This is a genomic window from Streptomyces sp. AP-93 (genome assembly GCF_022808175.1).
Lineage (GTDB): Bacteria > Actinomycetota > Actinomycetes > Streptomycetales > Streptomycetaceae > Streptomyces.
Map to the genome: position 1 here is coordinate 135,754 of NZ_JALGBX010000024.1, position 15,690 is coordinate 151,443.

Here is a 15,690-nt window from a genome sequence, read left to right on the forward strand (position 1 = left end):
CGTAACCTTCCGTGTACGGAATATCCTTGTACTGAATATACTGATCGGCATGACGAACACAAGCCCCCCTCCACGGCCACAACTGGAAGAGGCGCTGCCACATCAGCTGCGCCGCGCCGGGCAGGCGTGGACGGCGCTGTGGCAGCAGCGCCTGCCCGACCTGACCAGTCCTCAGTTCGCGGTGCTGCTCACCCTGGACGACCACGGCAGCATGGATCAGTCCGCGCTGGGAGCCCTGGCCGCGGTCGACCGTTCCACGCTCACGGTGCTACTCGACCGCCTGAATGCGCGGGGCCTGGTGACCAAGGAGATGGACCCGGCGAATCGCAAGCGGCGCATCGTCGCACTCACCGATACCGGCCACCGGCATCTGACCGAGGCGGTCAAGGAGGCCGGTCAGCTGCACGCGCAGGTGGAGGAACTGCTGGGCGAGCGCCGACTGAGGCAACTGGTCGACATGCTCCGCGTCCTGGGCGACATGCAGGCACAGCCCTCCCCCGGCGGGTCCGGCCCCGGCCGACCGGAATCGGGGAGCCCGAACCGCTGAATCCCACCTCCCCCCAATAGAGGGATGGGCGCCCAAGGCCGCAGCTGGAACTGTGATCAGCGACCCGAGTGGGTCCCGCCTTGGAGGGCTGACGCATGTACATATCCGCAACGGTCCAGGGGCTCTCCGGACGCCTCTCCGGCCCGGCACTGGGGCCCGAGGACGCTGGCTACGCGGCCGAAGTCGCGGGGTTCAACCAGATCGTGCAGCACCGGCCCGCGATGGTCGTCGCTGCCCAGGACGCCGCGGAGGTACGCAAAGCCGTCCTCTTCGCGGCTGAGACAGGAATGCCGACGGCGGTCCAGGCGACCGGCCACGGACCCTCGCGTGCCGCCGAGGGGGCCGGGCTGCTCATCAACACCCGCCGGATGAACAGGGTGACGATAGACCCCGTCGCCAGGGTCGCCCGGGCAGAGGCCGGCGCGCAGTGGCACCAGGTCGTCGAGGCGGCCGCCGTCCACGGCCTCGCCCCGCTCAACGGCTCCTCGCCGCTGGTGGGGGTGGTCGGCTACACCCTGGGCGGCGGGCTGGCGCTGCTGTCCCGCGCGTACGGCTTCGCCGCCGACCACGTCTCCTCGGTGGACGTCGTCACCCCCGACGGATGGCCCCGGACCGCCACCGCGCAGCGGAACACGGACCTCTTCTGGGCGCTGCGCGGTGGCAAGGGCAACTTCGGAGTGGTGACCTCCATCGAGTTCGGGCTCTTTCCGGTGCCCCGGTTCTACGGTGGCGGACTGTTCTTCCCCGGTGAAACGGCCGCCGAGGTCCTGCACGCCTGGCGGTTGTGGACCGAGTCCGTTCCGCAGGAGACGGCCTCCTCACTGGCCCTGCTGCGGATGCCGGACCTGGAGCCGATCCCGGCCTTTCTGCGGGGCAAGCTCGTGGTGCACATCCGCATCGCCCACCTGGGGCCGGGCGACGAAGGGGACCGGCTGGTCAAGCCGCTGCGGAAGATCGCGCCGGCGCTCGTGGACACGCTCGCGGAGATGCCCTACAAGCGCTTCGCGGAGATCCACAACGACCCGACCTTCCCGATCCCTTACGACGAACGCTCCACCATGCTGCGCGAGCTGGGTCAGGGCGCCGCCGATGACCTGCTCTCCCTCGCGGGCCCCGACAGCGACTGCACGGACATCATGGTCGAGCTGCGGCACATGGGCGGCGCGCTGAGTCAGCCGCCTTCGGTGGCGAACGCGGTCGACCACCGGGACGCCGCGTTCTGCCTGTCCACTCTCGGGCTGCCCGGCGGACGCCCGGCGCACGTCGTGGACGGGATGGCGCACTGGGGGACGGGCCGCAGCTACCTCAACTTCCTCGCAGGTCCGCAGACGGCCCAGCTGGCCGAGCGGGGCTACGGCCCCGCCACCTGGGCGCGGCTGGGCGAGATCAAGGCCCGGTACGACCCCGACAACATTTTCCGGTTCAACCACAACATTCCGCCGCGCCCGAAGCGCTTCTGACCACCCGAAGAAGCAGATCCGGCGCACACCAGATTTTGGAAGGAAAAGCCTCGATGACGACCAACAGTGCGGTCCAAGCCCCGCCGCAGACCGCACCCAGTGCGGGTTTGACCGGGCTCAGGCTCGGAGCGCTCTTCGGCCCCGTGATCTTCGGAGTGACGGCCGCGGGCGTGGCGTTGCCCGATGTCGCCCAGGCGATGGAGGTCCGCCCGGCCGTCGCGGGCTGGGTACTGACGGCGCACGCCCTGGCGCTCGGCGTCGGCACCGCGTTCTTCGGGCGACTCTCGGAGAAGTGGGGTGTGCGCAACACGCTCCTGGTGGGGTCGGTGTTCCTGGCCGTCGGCGCGGTGCTGGTCCTGATCGCCCCCAACTTCGGCACCCTGATCGCGGGCCGGTTCGTCCAGGCAGCGGGCTCCGGCGCCATGACCTCCAGCGCACTCACGCTCGCCTCCGCGGCGGCCGCCTCACAACGCACCAAGATCCTCGGGATCTTCGGGGCGGCCATGGCGCTCTTCTCCTCCACCGCCACCCTCATGGGAGGGATGGTCACGGACTGGATGCACTGGCGGCTCACCCTCGTACTGCCGGCGCTCTCGCTGCTGCTGGTGCCCTTCTGCCTGGACCTCGCGGCCACCCGCCCCGGCTTCGGCAAGGCCGTCGATCTGGTCGGCGGGATCCTGCTGGGCACGGGCGCGACCTCGCTGCTCCTGCTCATCCAGGCATCCTCACTGGACCTGGCCACCCCGCTGGTGATCGCACTGGCCGCGCTTCTGGTGCTGTCGGCAGTTGGCCTCGTGATGCACATCGGCAAGCGGCCGGACGGGTTCGTACCGCGCCAACTGGCCACCGACCGCACCTTCCTGACTGCGGCTCTGGCCGGACTGGGCGGTTACGCCGGGCTGTTCGCCGCCATGTACGCGGTGCCGCAGATCCTCACCTTCAAGTACGGCTGGGATGTGTTCGCCATCGGTGCCTGGCTCCTGCCGGGTGCGATCGTCGGCGCGGTGGCCGCGCGGGTGGCCAGCAAACTCACCGCCGGCAAGGGCGGCAGCCTGCTGCTGACCGGGGCGGCCGTGAGTTCCGCGGTCTTCCTCGGGCTGGTCGGCGTCGTCGAGGGCGGCATCGTCATCATGCTGATCGGCACGTCCATGGGCATGGCAACGTTCGCGGCCACTCAGGTGCTCACCACCGCCGTGCTCTCCAGCCGCCTCGAACCCGCACAGCGCGGCGGTGCCATGGGTGTCCTCAACCTTCTCTTCTTCGTCGGTGGCGGCATCGGCTCCGCCGCCACCGGAACGCTCTCCGAGCACATGGCCCTCACCAGCGCGCTCGCGGTCGTCGCGGTGCTCCCGCTGCTCGCGGGTCTGACCGCCCTGCTCCTCCCGCCCGCCGTGGCACAACAGGAAGCCTGACCCAGGCTCCAACGGGTCCGATCGGCACCGATACGCCCCGCTGAAGCCTTTCCGACCTGGCCGGGGTGCCGAACCGTTGGACGTCGGCACTGCACAGAACGACGAAGCTCCTGGCAGACGGGTTCTCGACCGAGACCACCCGCTCCGCCAGGAGCTTCGCGCGCGCATCCACCCGAAGTCCCGACCACGCACCACACGCGCAGGAAACCGGCATCCGAGGGTGGCGGTTACGACACACTCCGCCTGAAGGGACACCGATGGGCAAGCTCTTGGCAGCCCGGATCATCGCCGCTCCCGCCACGACGGTCGGGCTGGCCGTCTTACCCCCCGCCGAGGCGCACGCCGGCGCCATCGGCTCGACACCCGTCACCGGCTTCGACTACCAAGTCGGCGCGTGAGATCCATCCCATGCGCGACAACGCACCCCAGACGCTGCCCCGTTACGGCAAGGCGTGCGCGCACCTCAACATCAACGGCGTGCGCCGGGTCAGCCAGTGCCACCACATCACGAAGTGAGCCGCACATGACCACCCAGTCCTCGCCCGACGACTCCGCCTGGGAAGCCAAACGCCGCCGCGCCGGCGTCGCCGCCTTCCTCGCCGCCACCGCCGCGTCCTTCGCCTTCTTCGCCTTCTTCGCCTTCTTCCCCGGCCTCCCCCACGTCATCGACTGGGGCGCCGTCATCACCTCCCTCGCCGTCGGCGCCCTGGCCCGCTGGGCCCGCCAGTCCCACATGACGAGGAAGCACACCGCCTCCAGGTAGGACCCCTATAGGAGCCCCTTGATGGCGCTCGCAGCAGAGCGGGAGAAGCGGGCACAGTCAGAGCAGTCCCGCTCTCACCAGTCGAGCCGGACACCGTCATTGCAGGAGAACCGCGCGGAGTGGCAGGCATCGCAGTGTGTGTACCAGGGGGCGCAGGGTTCGCCACAGGAGGCACAGCTGCCGTGCGTGGCCAGTGGCCGGGAAGCAGCAACCAGTTGGTTGATCCGTTCGGCGGCCGCCTGCTCGCCAACCGCCACTTCCTCGGCACTCAGCCCGCCACATTCACGGCCGAAGGCCAGGACGGCCGTACGCAGGTCCCGCATGGTCGCGGCGTACTCCTCGGCGTGGGACAAGGACATCCGCTCGATGATTGTGCGTGGACGGATCAGGTGGTGCAGGGCGGCACCATTCAGGACCGCCCGGCAAACGGCCGGGTAGGCCGGGCGGTCGGCGTCGATGGGCAGGGTGATCAGGCTCCAGACGGTGTGGCCGTCGCGGGGCCAGCGACCGCTGACATCCGGCGGAGCCCCGACGGCCTGGCGTGCCGCCAGTAGCTTGGTGTGAATCTCGTCCACGGGCATCGGCCGCAGCCATGAGCGCTCCTGCGCGGCCGTACGAGCTGCAGCGGTCCAGCCGGCCAGAGCGTGCGGGATCTCTCCGGGCTGCTTCGGTTGTCCGAGGTCGGTCCAGGTGGGGCGCAGCTGAGCCGTCGTGACGCGCAGGCTGCCGGGCCGCGCTCCATTGGCTGCCTGAACGGCCTGGTCCAGGAGGCGGGCCCTCGGAGTGAGGCCGGGAAGTCGACTGCGATAGCCGCCCACGAGCCCTTCCCCTGCGTCGTGGCCCCGACGCCCGGCCCGTCCCGCGATCTGGCCGGCCTCCCAGATCAGCAACTCCCGGCGGGACCTGCCGTCGTACTTGCCCGTTTCCGCGAATGCCACAGCACTCAGTGGAAGGTTGACACCGTGCCCGATCACATCCGTGGTGACGATCACTTCGACCTCGCCCTCGGACAGGCGCCGGATCTGCTCGCGGCGGGCCGCGGGCGGCATCGCGCCGTAGAGGACCGTCGCCGACCGGCCCGCCTCGAGCAGTTCGCGGTGCAGAGCGAGAACGGCTTTGCGGGAGAAGGCCACCACCGCGCTTGCCTGCGGAAGGGTCGCAGCACGGAACTCCCCCGTCCGGCTCAGCGTGCCGTGCCGGGTGTGGCGAACCACCGTGATGTCAGCGCCGGGGGCGAAAAGCTTGCGCAGCAGGTCTTCGGCCTCCGGTGCGGCACAGACGTGCACGTCTGTGTGGGATCCACTCAGCAGCCGGGGGTGCCCCCTGCTCCGAAGGAGCTTGGGGGAGGGTCCAGGCGTGGCCGCGGTCTTCGTCAGCCAGCCAGTGCGCTTCGTCAACGACCAGGAAGTCGCCCACCGTGGGCGCCGCTTCAGCCGTGCAGCACAGAACCGGCGCGTCCGGTTTGACGTACTCCTCGCCCGTGCGCAGACCAACCCGCTCCGCACCGAGCCGGGTACGCAGCCGTTCGTAGACCTCGAAGGCAAGCATGCGCAGTGGCGCTGCGTACACGCCGGTCCCTCCGGCCTCGGCACGGGCGACCAGCAGATCGATGGCATCGTGTGTTTTACCGGAGTTGGTGGGGCCCAGGTGGAGGGTCACTCTTGGGTCGGCTGTCCTCTCCGGGATATGGGCGCGCGCACGCGCGGCGGCTGCGCTCTCGCGCTGCTCGCGCCGCAGCTTCGCGGCCTGTTCAGCCTTCCGGGCCGCCTCCCGCTCGTCCTTCCGGTGCTGCGCAGCCCGGTGTTCACGCCCCGCCACGACTCCCGTGGGGGTGGGCACCGTGGTCGAGCCATCGGCCACGCTCTTCTCGAGTAGATCCGCGGGGACGCCGCGGTCGCGGTACTCGTCCGGGATCTGCTCCACAGCGCACCCCAGCCGTGCCGCCGCGTCGGAGGGGGCGACCAGCTCGGGCGCCGGGCGGCTGCGCCGGGCCCTGCGCAGCGCGGCCGTGAACTCGCGGGCAGCTTCTCCGTGTTCCTCGAGGGTGACAGGGTCCGTGTGCGCGCCCAGCACGTCCGTCAGTCTCTCCTCCGCAGCGCGCCTCGCCAGATGGGCGGCCTCGGCCTGACTGATCTTCATCCGGCCGGCGAACGGCTGTGCGGAACGCGACCAGTGCGACCACGCGGCAGCTCTCGTCCAAGGGTCACGCAGTTTGAGCAACGACTGGGCACGCAGACGAGAGCGGTAGCTCTCAGCCCGGCGGTCGACGCCGGAGGCCAGTCCGGCCAGGAAAGGGCCGGGCATCCGGGTACCGAGCAGCTCGGGACAGCGCTCAGGCAACTGGCGGGCGTCGGCGGCCGAGTACTGCCAGACCTCGGCGTGATAGCGGTTGGTGTACGACCGGACCGGGCGGATGACCCCGGCGCGCGCCAGCTGGTCGAAGCGGTGCCTGCTGACGCCCGCGAGCTCAGCGGCCTCGGCGGCGTGCACCATGCGCGTGAACTCGGCGAGTTCACCGGGGCTCGCGCGCCACCGGGCCACCTCGCCCGCTCTGACGTACAGCTCATCTCCGCTCCAGCATGTACGGATCAGGCCGTGTTCGATCCCCAGAGTGAACTCGTCTCTCCGCAGGTCAAGTTCCCGGCGTGCCGCTTCGAGCGTGAGGTGTTTTGCCGTCGTACCGGCCATGATGCGCCTCCCCTGTCTTCACCATCCTTCACACGGTGACACGGGGATCTGACAATCGGTGATCGCGCCCTTATCAAGGGCAACCACCGGGTGCTCACGCATCTGCCGAACCTCACCGGAACACGGGGCCAGAACCCGGATCCGCCGAAGCGCCGCCCCATGCGCCGACCGACCGTGGAAATAGCAAAAGCCCCAGGTCACGACGAGTGAGTCCTGAGGCTTCCACAGAGCCGCCTTCGGGATTCGAACCCGAGACCTACGCATGACGAGGCCTCACAAGATCATCCCGAACCTGCCGAGCCGTTCTGCTGAATCCCATATCCCTAGGTCGGCACGTTGCGTCCACGACCCCGCGTGTCACCCCATCCACCTCATGCCAACCAGTCCGCTCACGCATCGCTCACGCAAGCACGGCGGCACCCAGCATGAGGTCAGATCTGGCCGAGGTCGAACTCCACCGGGAAAGGAGCCGAGACCTTAACGACACCGGTGAACACGTCCCCGTCTCGGTAGGCCCTGGTCGCAGGGTCGAGAACATAGGTGTACACCAAGGGGACACCGGTCGCGGCCTGCTCGACCCGCCAGTAGAAGGCGATACCGGACTTGGCGTACTGGTCCGTCTTCACGATCCGATCGGTGGTCTCCGACCCCGGTGAGACAACCTCCACGACCAGCAGCACGTGCTCGGGACGGGTAGGCGTGATGTCGATCGTGTCCGCGCGGTACACAACGACATCCGGACGACGATTGGTGAGGGGGACATCCTGAAGTCTGACGTCAAAGTCGGTATCGGCATTCCAGTCCGGCCCGGCGGCTGCCTCCAAGACGTTCGCCAAGATCCGAGCGAGCCGATTGTGCCGCTTGGACGCGCTGGGACTCACCACGACCATCCCGTCCACGATCTCGATCCCCGCACACTGCTCCTCGGACCAGGAGTCGTACTGCTCGGCCGTGATCTGCTCGTGCATCCACGCAGGGGCTGCCATCTCGGCAGTCATGACCCACCTCCCGGACGCCATGCGAGCGGGCCCGATCCCGCTGAGTTCAGCGTACTGTCTCGGCTCGTCCAGCACTCTGGACGCCAGAACAGCCGACAGCGAGCGACTCGGCTGGAGCAGCGGGCCGGAAGCCGGCTCCCACTGGCATGAGCCTCCAGGAGAGGACCACCATCCGAGGGCGGCGGTTACGGGTGGCCAGCATGCCAATCTGTTGATCACTCTTCGTAGTGGACTGCCCCTCGGGGCAGAACTTCGAGTCGACGGCAAGCGTTCCCTCCAGGCAGACACACTCCGCCTGAAGGGACACCGATGGGCAAGCTCTTGGCAGCCCGGATCTCGCCACTCCCGCCACGACGGTCGGGCTGGCCGTCTTACCTCACGCCGAGGCGCACGCCGGCGCCATCGGCTCGACACCCGTCACCGGCTTCGACTACCAAGTCGGCGGTGTCACCATGAAGGTTCCGACGGGCTGCATGTTCACTCACGCCGTCCGCGGCGAAGGCAAGAAGATCACGTACCAGAACGCCTGCGTCGACTGTGGTTTCGTAGGGGCCCTGAATTCAGGCTTCTGCAACTGGCGTATCGACTTCACCTACGCGGACACCGACAACAAGACCTACCGCACGTCCCGGGGCAAGACGCACACCGAGTGCGAGATCCACCCGATGCGCGACAACTCACCCCAGACACTGCCTCGTTACGGCAAGGCGTGCGCTCACATCAGCGTCAACAGTGTGCGCCGGGTCAGTCAGTGCCACCACATCACGAAGTGAGCCGCACATGACCACCCAGCCCTCGCCCGACGACTCCGCATGGGAATCCAAGCGCCGCCGCGCCGGCCTGGCCGCCTTCGTGGTCGCCACGGCACTGTCCTTCGCGTTCTTCGCCTTCTTCCCGGGCCTCCCCCACGTCATCGACTGGGGCGCGATCGTCACCTCGCTCGCCGTAGGCGGCCTGGCCCGCTGGGCATGGCAGTCCCACCTCTCAAGAAGACGCGCCGCGCACCCGCAGAGCTGATCCCACGCCACGCCCCTGAAGCATCGCCAGTTCGGACCGCGCGCCGGTCGACGGTCTCTGGAACTCGGCGATGGCGCGATGCTCACGTGGCCGACGAAGCCGCACCAGCGCCCGCTCCCGCACGGTTCACGGGCATGAAAAAGCCCCAGGTCACGGCGAGTGAGTCCTGGGGCTAATCCGAGCCGCCTTCGGGATTCGAACCCGAGACCTACGCATTACGAGTGCGTTGCTCTGGCCAGCTGAGCTAAGGCGGCACCGCTGGGAAGACAAGAATTTCCCTGGTGGGAGCCTCTCATCAGCAGCGGCGCCAAGTCTACAGGGTTAAACGGGGTGCCCCGAACAGGGTGCCGGGGCGGCTCCGCCGGTGGGGGTCAGCACTTCTTTCCGTCCTTCGGAGCGGTGCCTTCCAGGAGGTACTGGTTGATCGCCGAGTCGATGCAGTCGCTGCCCCGGCCGTACGCCGTGTGGCCGTCGCCGTCGTAGGTCAGCAGGACACCCGAGTCGAGCTGGCCCGCCAGGGCCTCGGCCCACTTGTACGGGGTCGCGGGGTCGCGGGTGGTGCCGACCACCACGATCGGCGGGGCGCCCTTCGCGTGCAGCGCCTTGGCCGTGCCGGTGGCCTTCGCCAGCCAGTACGCGCAGTTCAGCGAGGCCCAGGCCAGGCCCGCGCCGAAGACCGGAGAGGCCTTCTCGAAGGAGGGCAGCGCCTTCTCGACCGCCTCGGGCCCGTTGAAGGCCGGGGGCTGGTCGAGGCAGTTGACGGCGGCGTTCGCCGACATGAGGTTGGCGTACTTGCCGTCCTGCTCGCGCTCGTAGTAGCTGTCGGCGAGGGCCAGCAGCCCGTTGCCGTCGTCGCCGTCGATCGCGGCTCCGAGCGCCTCGCGCAGCTGCGGCCAGGCGTTCTCGTCGTACAGGGCGGCGATCACCCCGGTCGTCGCCAGCGACTCGCCGAGCGCGGGGCGCGACCGGTCGGTCGTGGGGACCGGCTGGGCGTCGGCCTTGCGGAAGAACTCCTTCAGGCGTTCCGCGATCTGATCCGGGCTCCCCTGGCCTAGCGGGCAGTCGGTCTGCTTCGCGCAGTCCGCGGCGAAGGCCCGGAAGGCGGTCTCGAAGCCCTCCGTCTGGTCCCGGTTCAGTTCGACCGCGGGCCGGGAGGGGTCCATCGCCCCGTCCAGGACCAGCCGGCCGGTCCGGCCCGGGAAGAGGTCGGCGTACGTCGCCCCGAGGAAGGTGCCGTACGAGGCGCCGACGTAGTTCAGCTTCTCGTCGCCCAGCGCCGCACGCAGGACGTCCATGTCCCGGGCGGCGTCGACCGTGGACACGTGCGGCAGGATCCGCTGCGAGTGCGTCCGGCAGGCGGCCGCGAACTCCTTGAAGGCGGCCACCAGCAGGGCCCGCTCCGCCGGCGTGTCGGGCGTCTGGTCCACCTGGGTGTACTTGTCCATGGCCGGGCCGTTCAGGCATTCCACGGGGGTGCTGCGGTCCACGCCGCGCGGGTCGAAGGAGACCATGTCGTACGCGGCGCGGACCGGGGCCGGGTATCCGATGCCCGCGTACGCCTGGAGGTACCCGATGCCGGAGCCTCCCGGGCCGCCCGGGTTCACCACCAGCGAGCCGAGCCGCTCGGAGGGGTCGGTGGCCTTGCGGCGGGCCACCGCGATGTCGATGTCCCCGCCCCCGGGGTTCCCGTAGTCCAGCGGGACCTTCATGGTGGTGCAGTCGAAGCCGGGCACACCGCACTCGCGCCAGCTCAGCTTCTGGTCGTAGTACGGGCGCAGAGCGGCCGGGACGGCGGACGGCTCGGCAGACGGTGCCTCGGAGGCCCCGCCGGACGACGCGGCGGCGCGGGGTGTGCCCGAACCGCCCGAGGTGCACCCGGAGAGCAGTAGCCCCGCAGCGGCGATCACGGTCCCGGTGGTGCGCAGCAGGCGACTGGTGTCCATTCCAGGAGCCTACGGCCTGCGGGCACGCCCGGGGCGGTGGTGCCCGCGCCGGGCGGCGGGCGGCCGCCCGGGCGCGGAGCGCCGCCCCGTACGGACCGGCGGCGTCTGCGGCCCGCCACGCGGACCCCTCGAACGGGTGAGGCGGTCAACCGGAGTCGCGGGCCCGGGAAGAGTCGCGCGTGTCAGCCCGCGCGCAGCGACATCGTCATCGCCTCGACGGCGAGCAGCGGGGAGACGTTGCGGTCGAGCGCCTGCCGGCACGCGATGATCGCCTCGATGCGCCGCAACGTGCGCTCGGGGCCCGACTCCCGGGCGATCCGGTCCAGGTCTGGGCGTATCTCCTCGTTCGCGATGGCCAGCGAGGATCCGAGCTGGAGGGCCAGCACGTCCCGGTAGAAGCCGGTGAGGTCGGTGAGCGCCAGGTCGAGGCTGTCGCGCTGCGTGCGCGTACGCCGGCGCTTCTGCCGGTCCTCCAGCTCCTTCATCACGCCCGCCGTGCCGCGCGGCATCCGCCCGCCCGTACCCGCTCCGGCGCCGAGCGCGGCCCGCAGCTCCTCGGTCTCCTTGGTGTCGACCTCTTCCGCGACCTGCTTGGCGTCCTCGGCGGCGGCGTCGACCAGCTCCTGCGCCGCCTTCAGGCAGTCGCCCACGTCGGTCACGCGCATCGGCAGCTTCAGGACGGTGGCGCGCCGTGAGCGGGCCGCCCCGTCGGTGGCGAGCCGGCGGGCCCGGCCGATGTGCCCCTGGGTCGCGCGGGCGGCGGCCTGCGCGACGTCCGGCTCGATGCCGTCGCGCCGCACGAGCACCTCCGCGACGGCGGACACCGGCGGGGTGCGCAGCGAAAGGTGCCGGCAGCGGGAGCGGATGGTGGGCAGCACGTCCTCCAGCGAGGGGGCGCACAGCAGCCACACGGTCCGCGGAGCGGGCTCCTCCACGGCCTTGAGCAGCACGTTGCCTGCGCCCTCCGTCAGCCGGTCGGCGTCCTCCAGGACGATGACCTGCCAGCGTCCGACGGCCGGGGAGAGCTGCGCCCGGCGCACCAGCGCCCGGGTGTCCTTCACGCCGATGGACAGCTGATCGGTACGGACGATCTCCACATCGGCGTGCGTACCGATCACGGTGGTGTGGCAGCCGTCACAGAACCCGCAGCCCGGCTCGCCGCCGAGGGCGCGGTCCGGGCTGGTGCACTGGAGCGCGGCCGCGAAGGCGCGGGCGGCGGTGGACCGCCCGGAGCCGGGCGGTCCGGTGAACAACCAGGCGTGCGTCATCTTGGAGGCGGCAGGCGGCGGGGTCCCCGCCTCGATGGCGGTGACCAGAGCGTCGGCGTCGACCGCGGCGGCGGCCAGCTGCGTCTGGACCCGCTCCTGTCCCACCAGGTCGTCCCATACGGGCATCCCGCCCACCGCCTTCCGCCTCGCGTACCGTCCGTGCCGTCTGCTCACCCAGTGTGGCGGCTCCCACTGACAATCCCCGCCAGCCGGTCCCCACGACGACCACAGCCGCCACCGCCACCACCACGCCGTCAGCGGCGGCGCGGCCCCCGGCCCTGCTCGTCCTCGTCGTCCCCGCGCGGTCCCAGCAGTTCGTCCGCCAGGGTCGGCAGGTCGTCCAGCGGAGTCTCCTCCGCCCAGTCCGAGCGGGGCCGACGCGGCCGGCCGTCCTCGGCGAGGAGCGGCAGTTCACGGGTCGCGTCGTTGCCCGAGTCACGGAAGATGCCCGGCGGGACCCGGTCGACCGGGTTCTCCTCGGGGCGCTGGGCCGTCGGCCGCGACGCCGAGTACGAGGCCCTGGGCGCCGCCGGCCGCGCCGCCGCCTCGCCCGAGCCGGTGGGGCGTACGGGCGGCAGGACCGCCGTCTCGTCCGCCGGACCCGTCGCGCGCACGGGCGGCAGAACCGCCGTCTCGTCCGCCGGGCCCGCCGCCGGATGGGCCTTCGGGACCGGGACCGTCTGGGTGACGTCGTCCGGCCGCGCGACCCGCTTGACGACCGGAGTCTCGACCGTCACGGCCTCGTCGTGGCGCGGATCCTTGCGCAGATCGGCCTTGGGCGCGGGAGCGGCGGGAGCCGCCGGGGCCACAGGGGCAGCCGCCGCCACGGACGCCGAAGCAGCCGCGACCGAGGCTGCGGCCGCCGCAGCGGACTTCGCCGCGGCCTCCGCCGCCGAGACCTCGGCCAGCCGCCGCGCCTCCTCGGCCTTCAGCAGGGCCTCCTCGGCCCGCCGCTGCTTCTCCAGCCGGCGCTCCTCGGCCTCGGCGTGCAGCCGGGCCTCTTCCTCCGCCTGCTTGCGCAGCCGCTCGGCCTCCACGGCGCGGGCCTTCTCCTCGGCCTCCAGCCGCTGCCGCTCGGCCTCGGCCCGCTCGCGGGCCTCCTCCTCGGCGCGCAGCCGCTCCTCGCGCTCCTTGCGGGCGGCCTCGGCCTCGGCCGCGAGCCGGGCCTCCTCCGCCTCCCGGGCCTTGCGGGCCTCTTCCTCGGCCAGCAGCCGGGCCTCCTCGGCCTTGCGGGCCGCCTCTTCCTCGGCCTTGCGCTCGGCCTCCTCGATGGCGAGCCGGCGGGCCTCCGCCTGCGCGGCCACCTCGGCCTCGGACAGCGGGAGCATCCGGTCCAGGCGGTGGCGCACGACGGTGCTGACCGACTCCGGGTCCTGGCCCGCGTCGACCACCAGGTAGCGCCCGGGGTCGGCCGCGGCCAGGGTCAGGAATCCGGCCCGCACCCGCTGGTGGAACTCCGCCGGCTCCGATTCCAGCCGGTCCGGCGCCTCCGTGAACCGCTCCCGGGCCGTCTCCGGCGACACGTCGAGCAGCACGGTCAGATTCGGTACGAGGCCGCTCGTGGCCCAGCGTGAGATACGGGCGATCTCGGTCGGGGACAGGTCCCGGCCGGCGCCCTGGTAGGCCACCGAGGAGTCGATGTAGCGGTCGGTGATGACCACCGCGCCGCGCTCCAGAGCGGGCCGTACGACGGTGTCCACGTGCTCGGCGCGGTCGGCCGCGTACAGCAGGGCCTCGGCGCGGTTCGACAGGCCGGCGGAGGACACGTCGAGCAGGATCGAACGCAGCCGCTTGCCGACCGGGGTGGCCCCGGGCTCGCGCGTGACGACGACCTCGTGGCCCTTCGCCCGTATCCAGTCGGCCATCGCCTCCACCTGGGTGGACTTGCCGGCGCCGTCGCCGCCCTCCAGGGCGATGAAGAACCCGGCGTCGGACGCGGCCTGCACCGGCTCCCCGCCGCGCAGCGCCTCGCGCAGGTCGCGGCGCAGCGGTACGCCGCTGCGGTCGTCGGCCTTGGCCAGGACGATGGCGGCGACCGGCAGCAGCAGGGCGCCGACCAGCATCAGCGTGAAGGCCGCGCCGCCGTGCGCGAAGGCGACCTCGCCGGCGGCCACCCGGTGCGGTCCGATCAGGGCGGCCAGCAGCGGGGCGGCCACGGCCCCGACGGCCACGGAGACCCGGACGACGGCCTGCAGGTGCTCGGTGACCCGGGCCCTGCGGAACTCTTCGGTCTCCTGGTCGAGCAGCGTGTGCCCGGTGTTCGCGGCGACGCCCGCGGCGCTGCCGGCGAGCAGCGAGAGGAACACCACCGTCGAGGTGTCCGGAACCAGCCCGGTCAGCAGCAGCGCCAGCCCGGCCACCCCGACGGACAGCGCCAGCAGGCGCCGCCGGGACAGGGCGGGGAGGACCTTGCCGGCCTGGGTGGCGCGGATCCCGAGGGCGGTGCCGCCGAGCAGGGCCAGTACGAACAGCGAGAACGCGGCCGCTCCGCCCCCCAGGTCGGTGGCGTGCAGGACGGCCACGGCGGCGGCGGAGGCGACGGCTCCGGCGACGGCGGCGCAGACGAGGACGAGCAGCGGGATGGCCCCCGTACGCCCCTTCTCCGGCCGGTCCCCCGCCTTGGGGGCGCGCAGGCCCTCCAGCGGGGAGCGCGGACGCGGGGTCTTCGCGGCGGGCAGCACCAGCGGGAGCAGCAGCGATACGGACGCCGCGAAGAGGCCGGAGGCCACGTACGAGCCGAGGGCCGCCTGGTTCTCGGCGAACCAGCCGATGCCGAGGCCGAGGGCCTTGCCGATCAGGGTCGCGGCGAGCAGCGCGGCAGCGGCGATCGGCAGGGCCGCGAAGGCGGTGCGCAGGTTCAGCCGGCGCAGTGCGTCGAGGTGGTCGGGCAGCGGCCGTACGGTCGCCCCCTCCGGCGGTGGCGTCGGCAGCAGGCCGGGCGCGGCGCTGTCCTTGGCCAGCCCCCAGAGCCGCTCGGCGGCGCCGGAGACGAAGACGGTGGCGAGCAGGGCGGTCAGCGCGTGCGGGCCGATCCAGTCGAGCCACAGCGGGGCCACGACGAACAGGCCGAGCCGGAACCCGTCGGCGCCGATCATCGTCCAGCGGCGGTCCAGCTTGCCGCCGGGGGCGGCGAGCTTGGCCAGGGGTCCGAGGAGGACCGCGCCGAAGAGGACGGTGGACACCACGCGGACGCCGAAGACGGCGGCGACGGCGAGGGCCCAGCCGGTGTAGCCGCCACCGAAGGAGTCCTGCTCCACGGCCGTCTGGAAGACCAGCAGCACCAGGACCAGCAGGGCGAGGGCATCACCGATGCCGCTCACCAACTGCGCGCTCCACAGCCGCCGCAGCCCGGGGGTGCGCAGCAGGGCGCGCACCGCCCGCTCGCGGGAGTCCGCGGCGAGGGCTTCGTCGTAGGCGGGGGCGGTGTCGGTGGTGGCGGTCACGACCGTTGGCTGCTCGGCTCGCGTCATCCGCCCAGCCTATCCGCTGCGCTGTGCGGGTGCGGAGGGCTGTGGACAAGGTCCGGTGTGACCCCCGACCCACCCGTCCGGGGCGTGCCGCCGGCCGTGTCGCCGCTGCGCGGGGCCGGGTCCC

General features: G+C 71.6%; 13 protein-coding genes and 1 tRNA gene. 7 read left to right on the top strand and 7 right to left on the bottom strand.

The genetic code is table 11. The features are described from left to right. The first annotated feature begins 49 nt into the window (after window positions 1-49). From bagL to MTF69_RS32735, 5 genes are all read left to right on the top strand, one after another. Window positions 50-547: a MarR family transcriptional regulator BagL/FevM gene (bagL, locus tag MTF69_RS32715; RefSeq protein WP_243339853.1), complete on the top strand. Its 498-nt coding sequence runs from the start codon at window positions 50-52 to the stop codon at window positions 545-547. 95 nt (window positions 548-642) lie between these two features. After that, complete coding sequence (bagK, locus tag MTF69_RS32720) at window positions 643-2,007, top strand: bagremycin/ferroverdin biosynthesis FAD-dependent oxygenase BagK/FevA1 (RefSeq protein WP_243339854.1); 1,365 nt, start codon at window positions 643-645, stop codon at window positions 2,005-2,007. A 53-nt stretch (window positions 2,008-2,060) separates the two neighbouring features. After that, complete coding sequence (gene bagJ, locus MTF69_RS32725; protein WP_243339855.1) at window positions 2,061-3,419, top strand: bagremycin/ferroverdin transporter BagJ/FevB; 1,359 nt, start codon at window positions 2,061-2,063, stop codon at window positions 3,417-3,419. Window positions 3,420-3,676: 257 nt separating this feature from the next. Next, entirely contained in the window at window positions 3,677-3,817 is a 141-nt protein-coding gene (locus MTF69_RS32730; RefSeq protein WP_243339857.1) for a hypothetical protein, read from the top strand. Window positions 3,818-3,942: 125 nt separating this feature from the next. After that, complete coding sequence (locus MTF69_RS32735; protein ID WP_243339858.1) at window positions 3,943-4,182, top strand: hypothetical protein; 240 nt, start codon at window positions 3,943-3,945, stop codon at window positions 4,180-4,182. Between the two features lie 74 nt (window positions 4,183-4,256). Here the strand turns inward: MTF69_RS32735 and MTF69_RS32740 are convergent, their stop codons facing one another. The 3 genes from MTF69_RS32740 to MTF69_RS32750 all read right to left on the bottom strand — a co-directional run bounded on the left by MTF69_RS32740 (window position 4,257) and on the right by MTF69_RS32750 (window position 7,868). Further along, window positions 4,257-5,468, bottom strand: coding sequence for a helicase-related protein (locus MTF69_RS32740; protein ID WP_243339859.1), 1,212 nt, complete (start codon window positions 5,466-5,468; stop codon window positions 4,257-4,259). Further along, a complete protein-coding gene (locus tag MTF69_RS32745; protein WP_243339860.1) occupies window positions 5,404-6,870 on the bottom strand; it encodes a DUF6397 family protein in 1,467 nt (488 codons plus the stop codon). Before MTF69_RS32745 ends, MTF69_RS32740 begins: the two co-directional genes overlap by 65 nt. 431 nt (window positions 6,871-7,301) lie before the next feature. Then, window positions 7,302-7,868: a Uma2 family endonuclease gene (locus tag MTF69_RS32750; protein WP_243339862.1), complete on the bottom strand. Its 567-nt coding sequence runs from the start codon at window positions 7,866-7,868 to the stop codon at window positions 7,302-7,304. 473 nt (window positions 7,869-8,341) lie between these two features. Here MTF69_RS32750 and MTF69_RS32755 point away from each other — a divergent pair, with 473 nt between their 5' ends. Continuing rightward, the gene (locus MTF69_RS32755) at window positions 8,342-8,641 is read left to right on the top strand and encodes a hypothetical protein (protein WP_243339864.1); all 300 of its coding nucleotides are present in this window, start codon (window positions 8,342-8,344) and stop codon (window positions 8,639-8,641) included. Between the two features lie 7 nt (window positions 8,642-8,648). Beyond that, the gene (locus MTF69_RS32760; RefSeq protein ID WP_243339865.1) at window positions 8,649-8,885 is read left to right on the top strand and encodes a hypothetical protein; all 237 of its coding nucleotides are present in this window, start codon (window positions 8,649-8,651) and stop codon (window positions 8,883-8,885) included. A gap of 180 nt (window positions 8,886-9,065) precedes the next feature. Here MTF69_RS32760 and MTF69_RS32765 read toward each other — a convergent pair. From MTF69_RS32765 to tmk, 4 genes are all read right to left on the bottom strand, one after another. Beyond that, window positions 9,066-9,139, bottom strand: a tRNA-Thr gene (locus tag MTF69_RS32765). 117 nt (window positions 9,140-9,256) lie between these two features. After that, complete coding sequence (locus MTF69_RS32770) at window positions 9,257-10,828, bottom strand: alpha/beta hydrolase (RefSeq protein ID WP_243339866.1); 1,572 nt, start codon at window positions 10,826-10,828, stop codon at window positions 9,257-9,259. Window positions 10,829-11,010: 182 nt separating this feature from the next. Next, the gene (locus MTF69_RS32775) at window positions 11,011-12,222 is read right to left on the bottom strand and encodes a DNA polymerase III subunit delta' (RefSeq protein ID WP_243339867.1); all 1,212 of its coding nucleotides are present in this window, start codon (window positions 12,220-12,222) and stop codon (window positions 11,011-11,013) included. 128 nt (window positions 12,223-12,350) lie between these two features. Next, window positions 12,351-15,566 carry a dTMP kinase gene (gene tmk / locus MTF69_RS32780; RefSeq protein ID WP_243339869.1) on the bottom strand — a complete coding sequence of 1,072 codons (3,216 nt, stop codon included), beginning with the start codon at window positions 15,564-15,566 and terminating at the stop codon, window positions 12,351-12,353. Window positions 15,567-15,690 lie beyond the last annotated feature (124 nt).

Excerpts from the sequence above, each read along its gene's own strand:
- bagL (WP_243339853.1), top strand. The coding sequence starts at position 50 with ATGACGAACACAAGCCCCCCTCCACGGCCACAACTGGAAGAGGCGCTG.
- bagK (WP_243339854.1), top strand. The coding sequence starts at position 643 with ATGTACATATCCGCAACGGTCCAGGGGCTCTCCGGACGCCTCTCCGGC.
- bagJ (WP_243339855.1), top strand. The coding sequence starts at position 2,061 with ATGACGACCAACAGTGCGGTCCAAGCCCCGCCGCAGACCGCACCCAGT.
- MTF69_RS32730 (WP_243339857.1), top strand. The coding sequence starts at position 3,677 with ATGGGCAAGCTCTTGGCAGCCCGGATCATCGCCGCTCCCGCCACGACG.
- MTF69_RS32735 (WP_243339858.1), top strand. The coding sequence starts at position 3,943 with ATGACCACCCAGTCCTCGCCCGACGACTCCGCCTGGGAAGCCAAACGC.
- MTF69_RS32745 (WP_243339860.1), bottom strand. The coding sequence starts at position 6,870 with ATGGCCGGTACGACGGCAAAACACCTCACGCTCGAAGCGGCACGCCGG.
- MTF69_RS32750 (WP_243339862.1), bottom strand. The coding sequence starts at position 7,868 with ATGACTGCCGAGATGGCAGCCCCTGCGTGGATGCACGAGCAGATCACG.
- MTF69_RS32755 (WP_243339864.1), top strand. The coding sequence starts at position 8,342 with ATGTTCACTCACGCCGTCCGCGGCGAAGGCAAGAAGATCACGTACCAG.
- MTF69_RS32760 (WP_243339865.1), top strand. The coding sequence starts at position 8,649 with ATGACCACCCAGCCCTCGCCCGACGACTCCGCATGGGAATCCAAGCGC.
- MTF69_RS32770 (WP_243339866.1), bottom strand. The coding sequence starts at position 10,828 with ATGGACACCAGTCGCCTGCTGCGCACCACCGGGACCGTGATCGCCGCT.
- MTF69_RS32775 (WP_243339867.1), bottom strand. The coding sequence starts at position 12,222 with ATGCCCGTATGGGACGACCTGGTGGGACAGGAGCGGGTCCAGACGCAG.
- tmk (WP_243339869.1), bottom strand. The coding sequence starts at position 15,566 with ATGACGCGAGCCGAGCAGCCAACGGTCGTGACCGCCACCACCGACACC.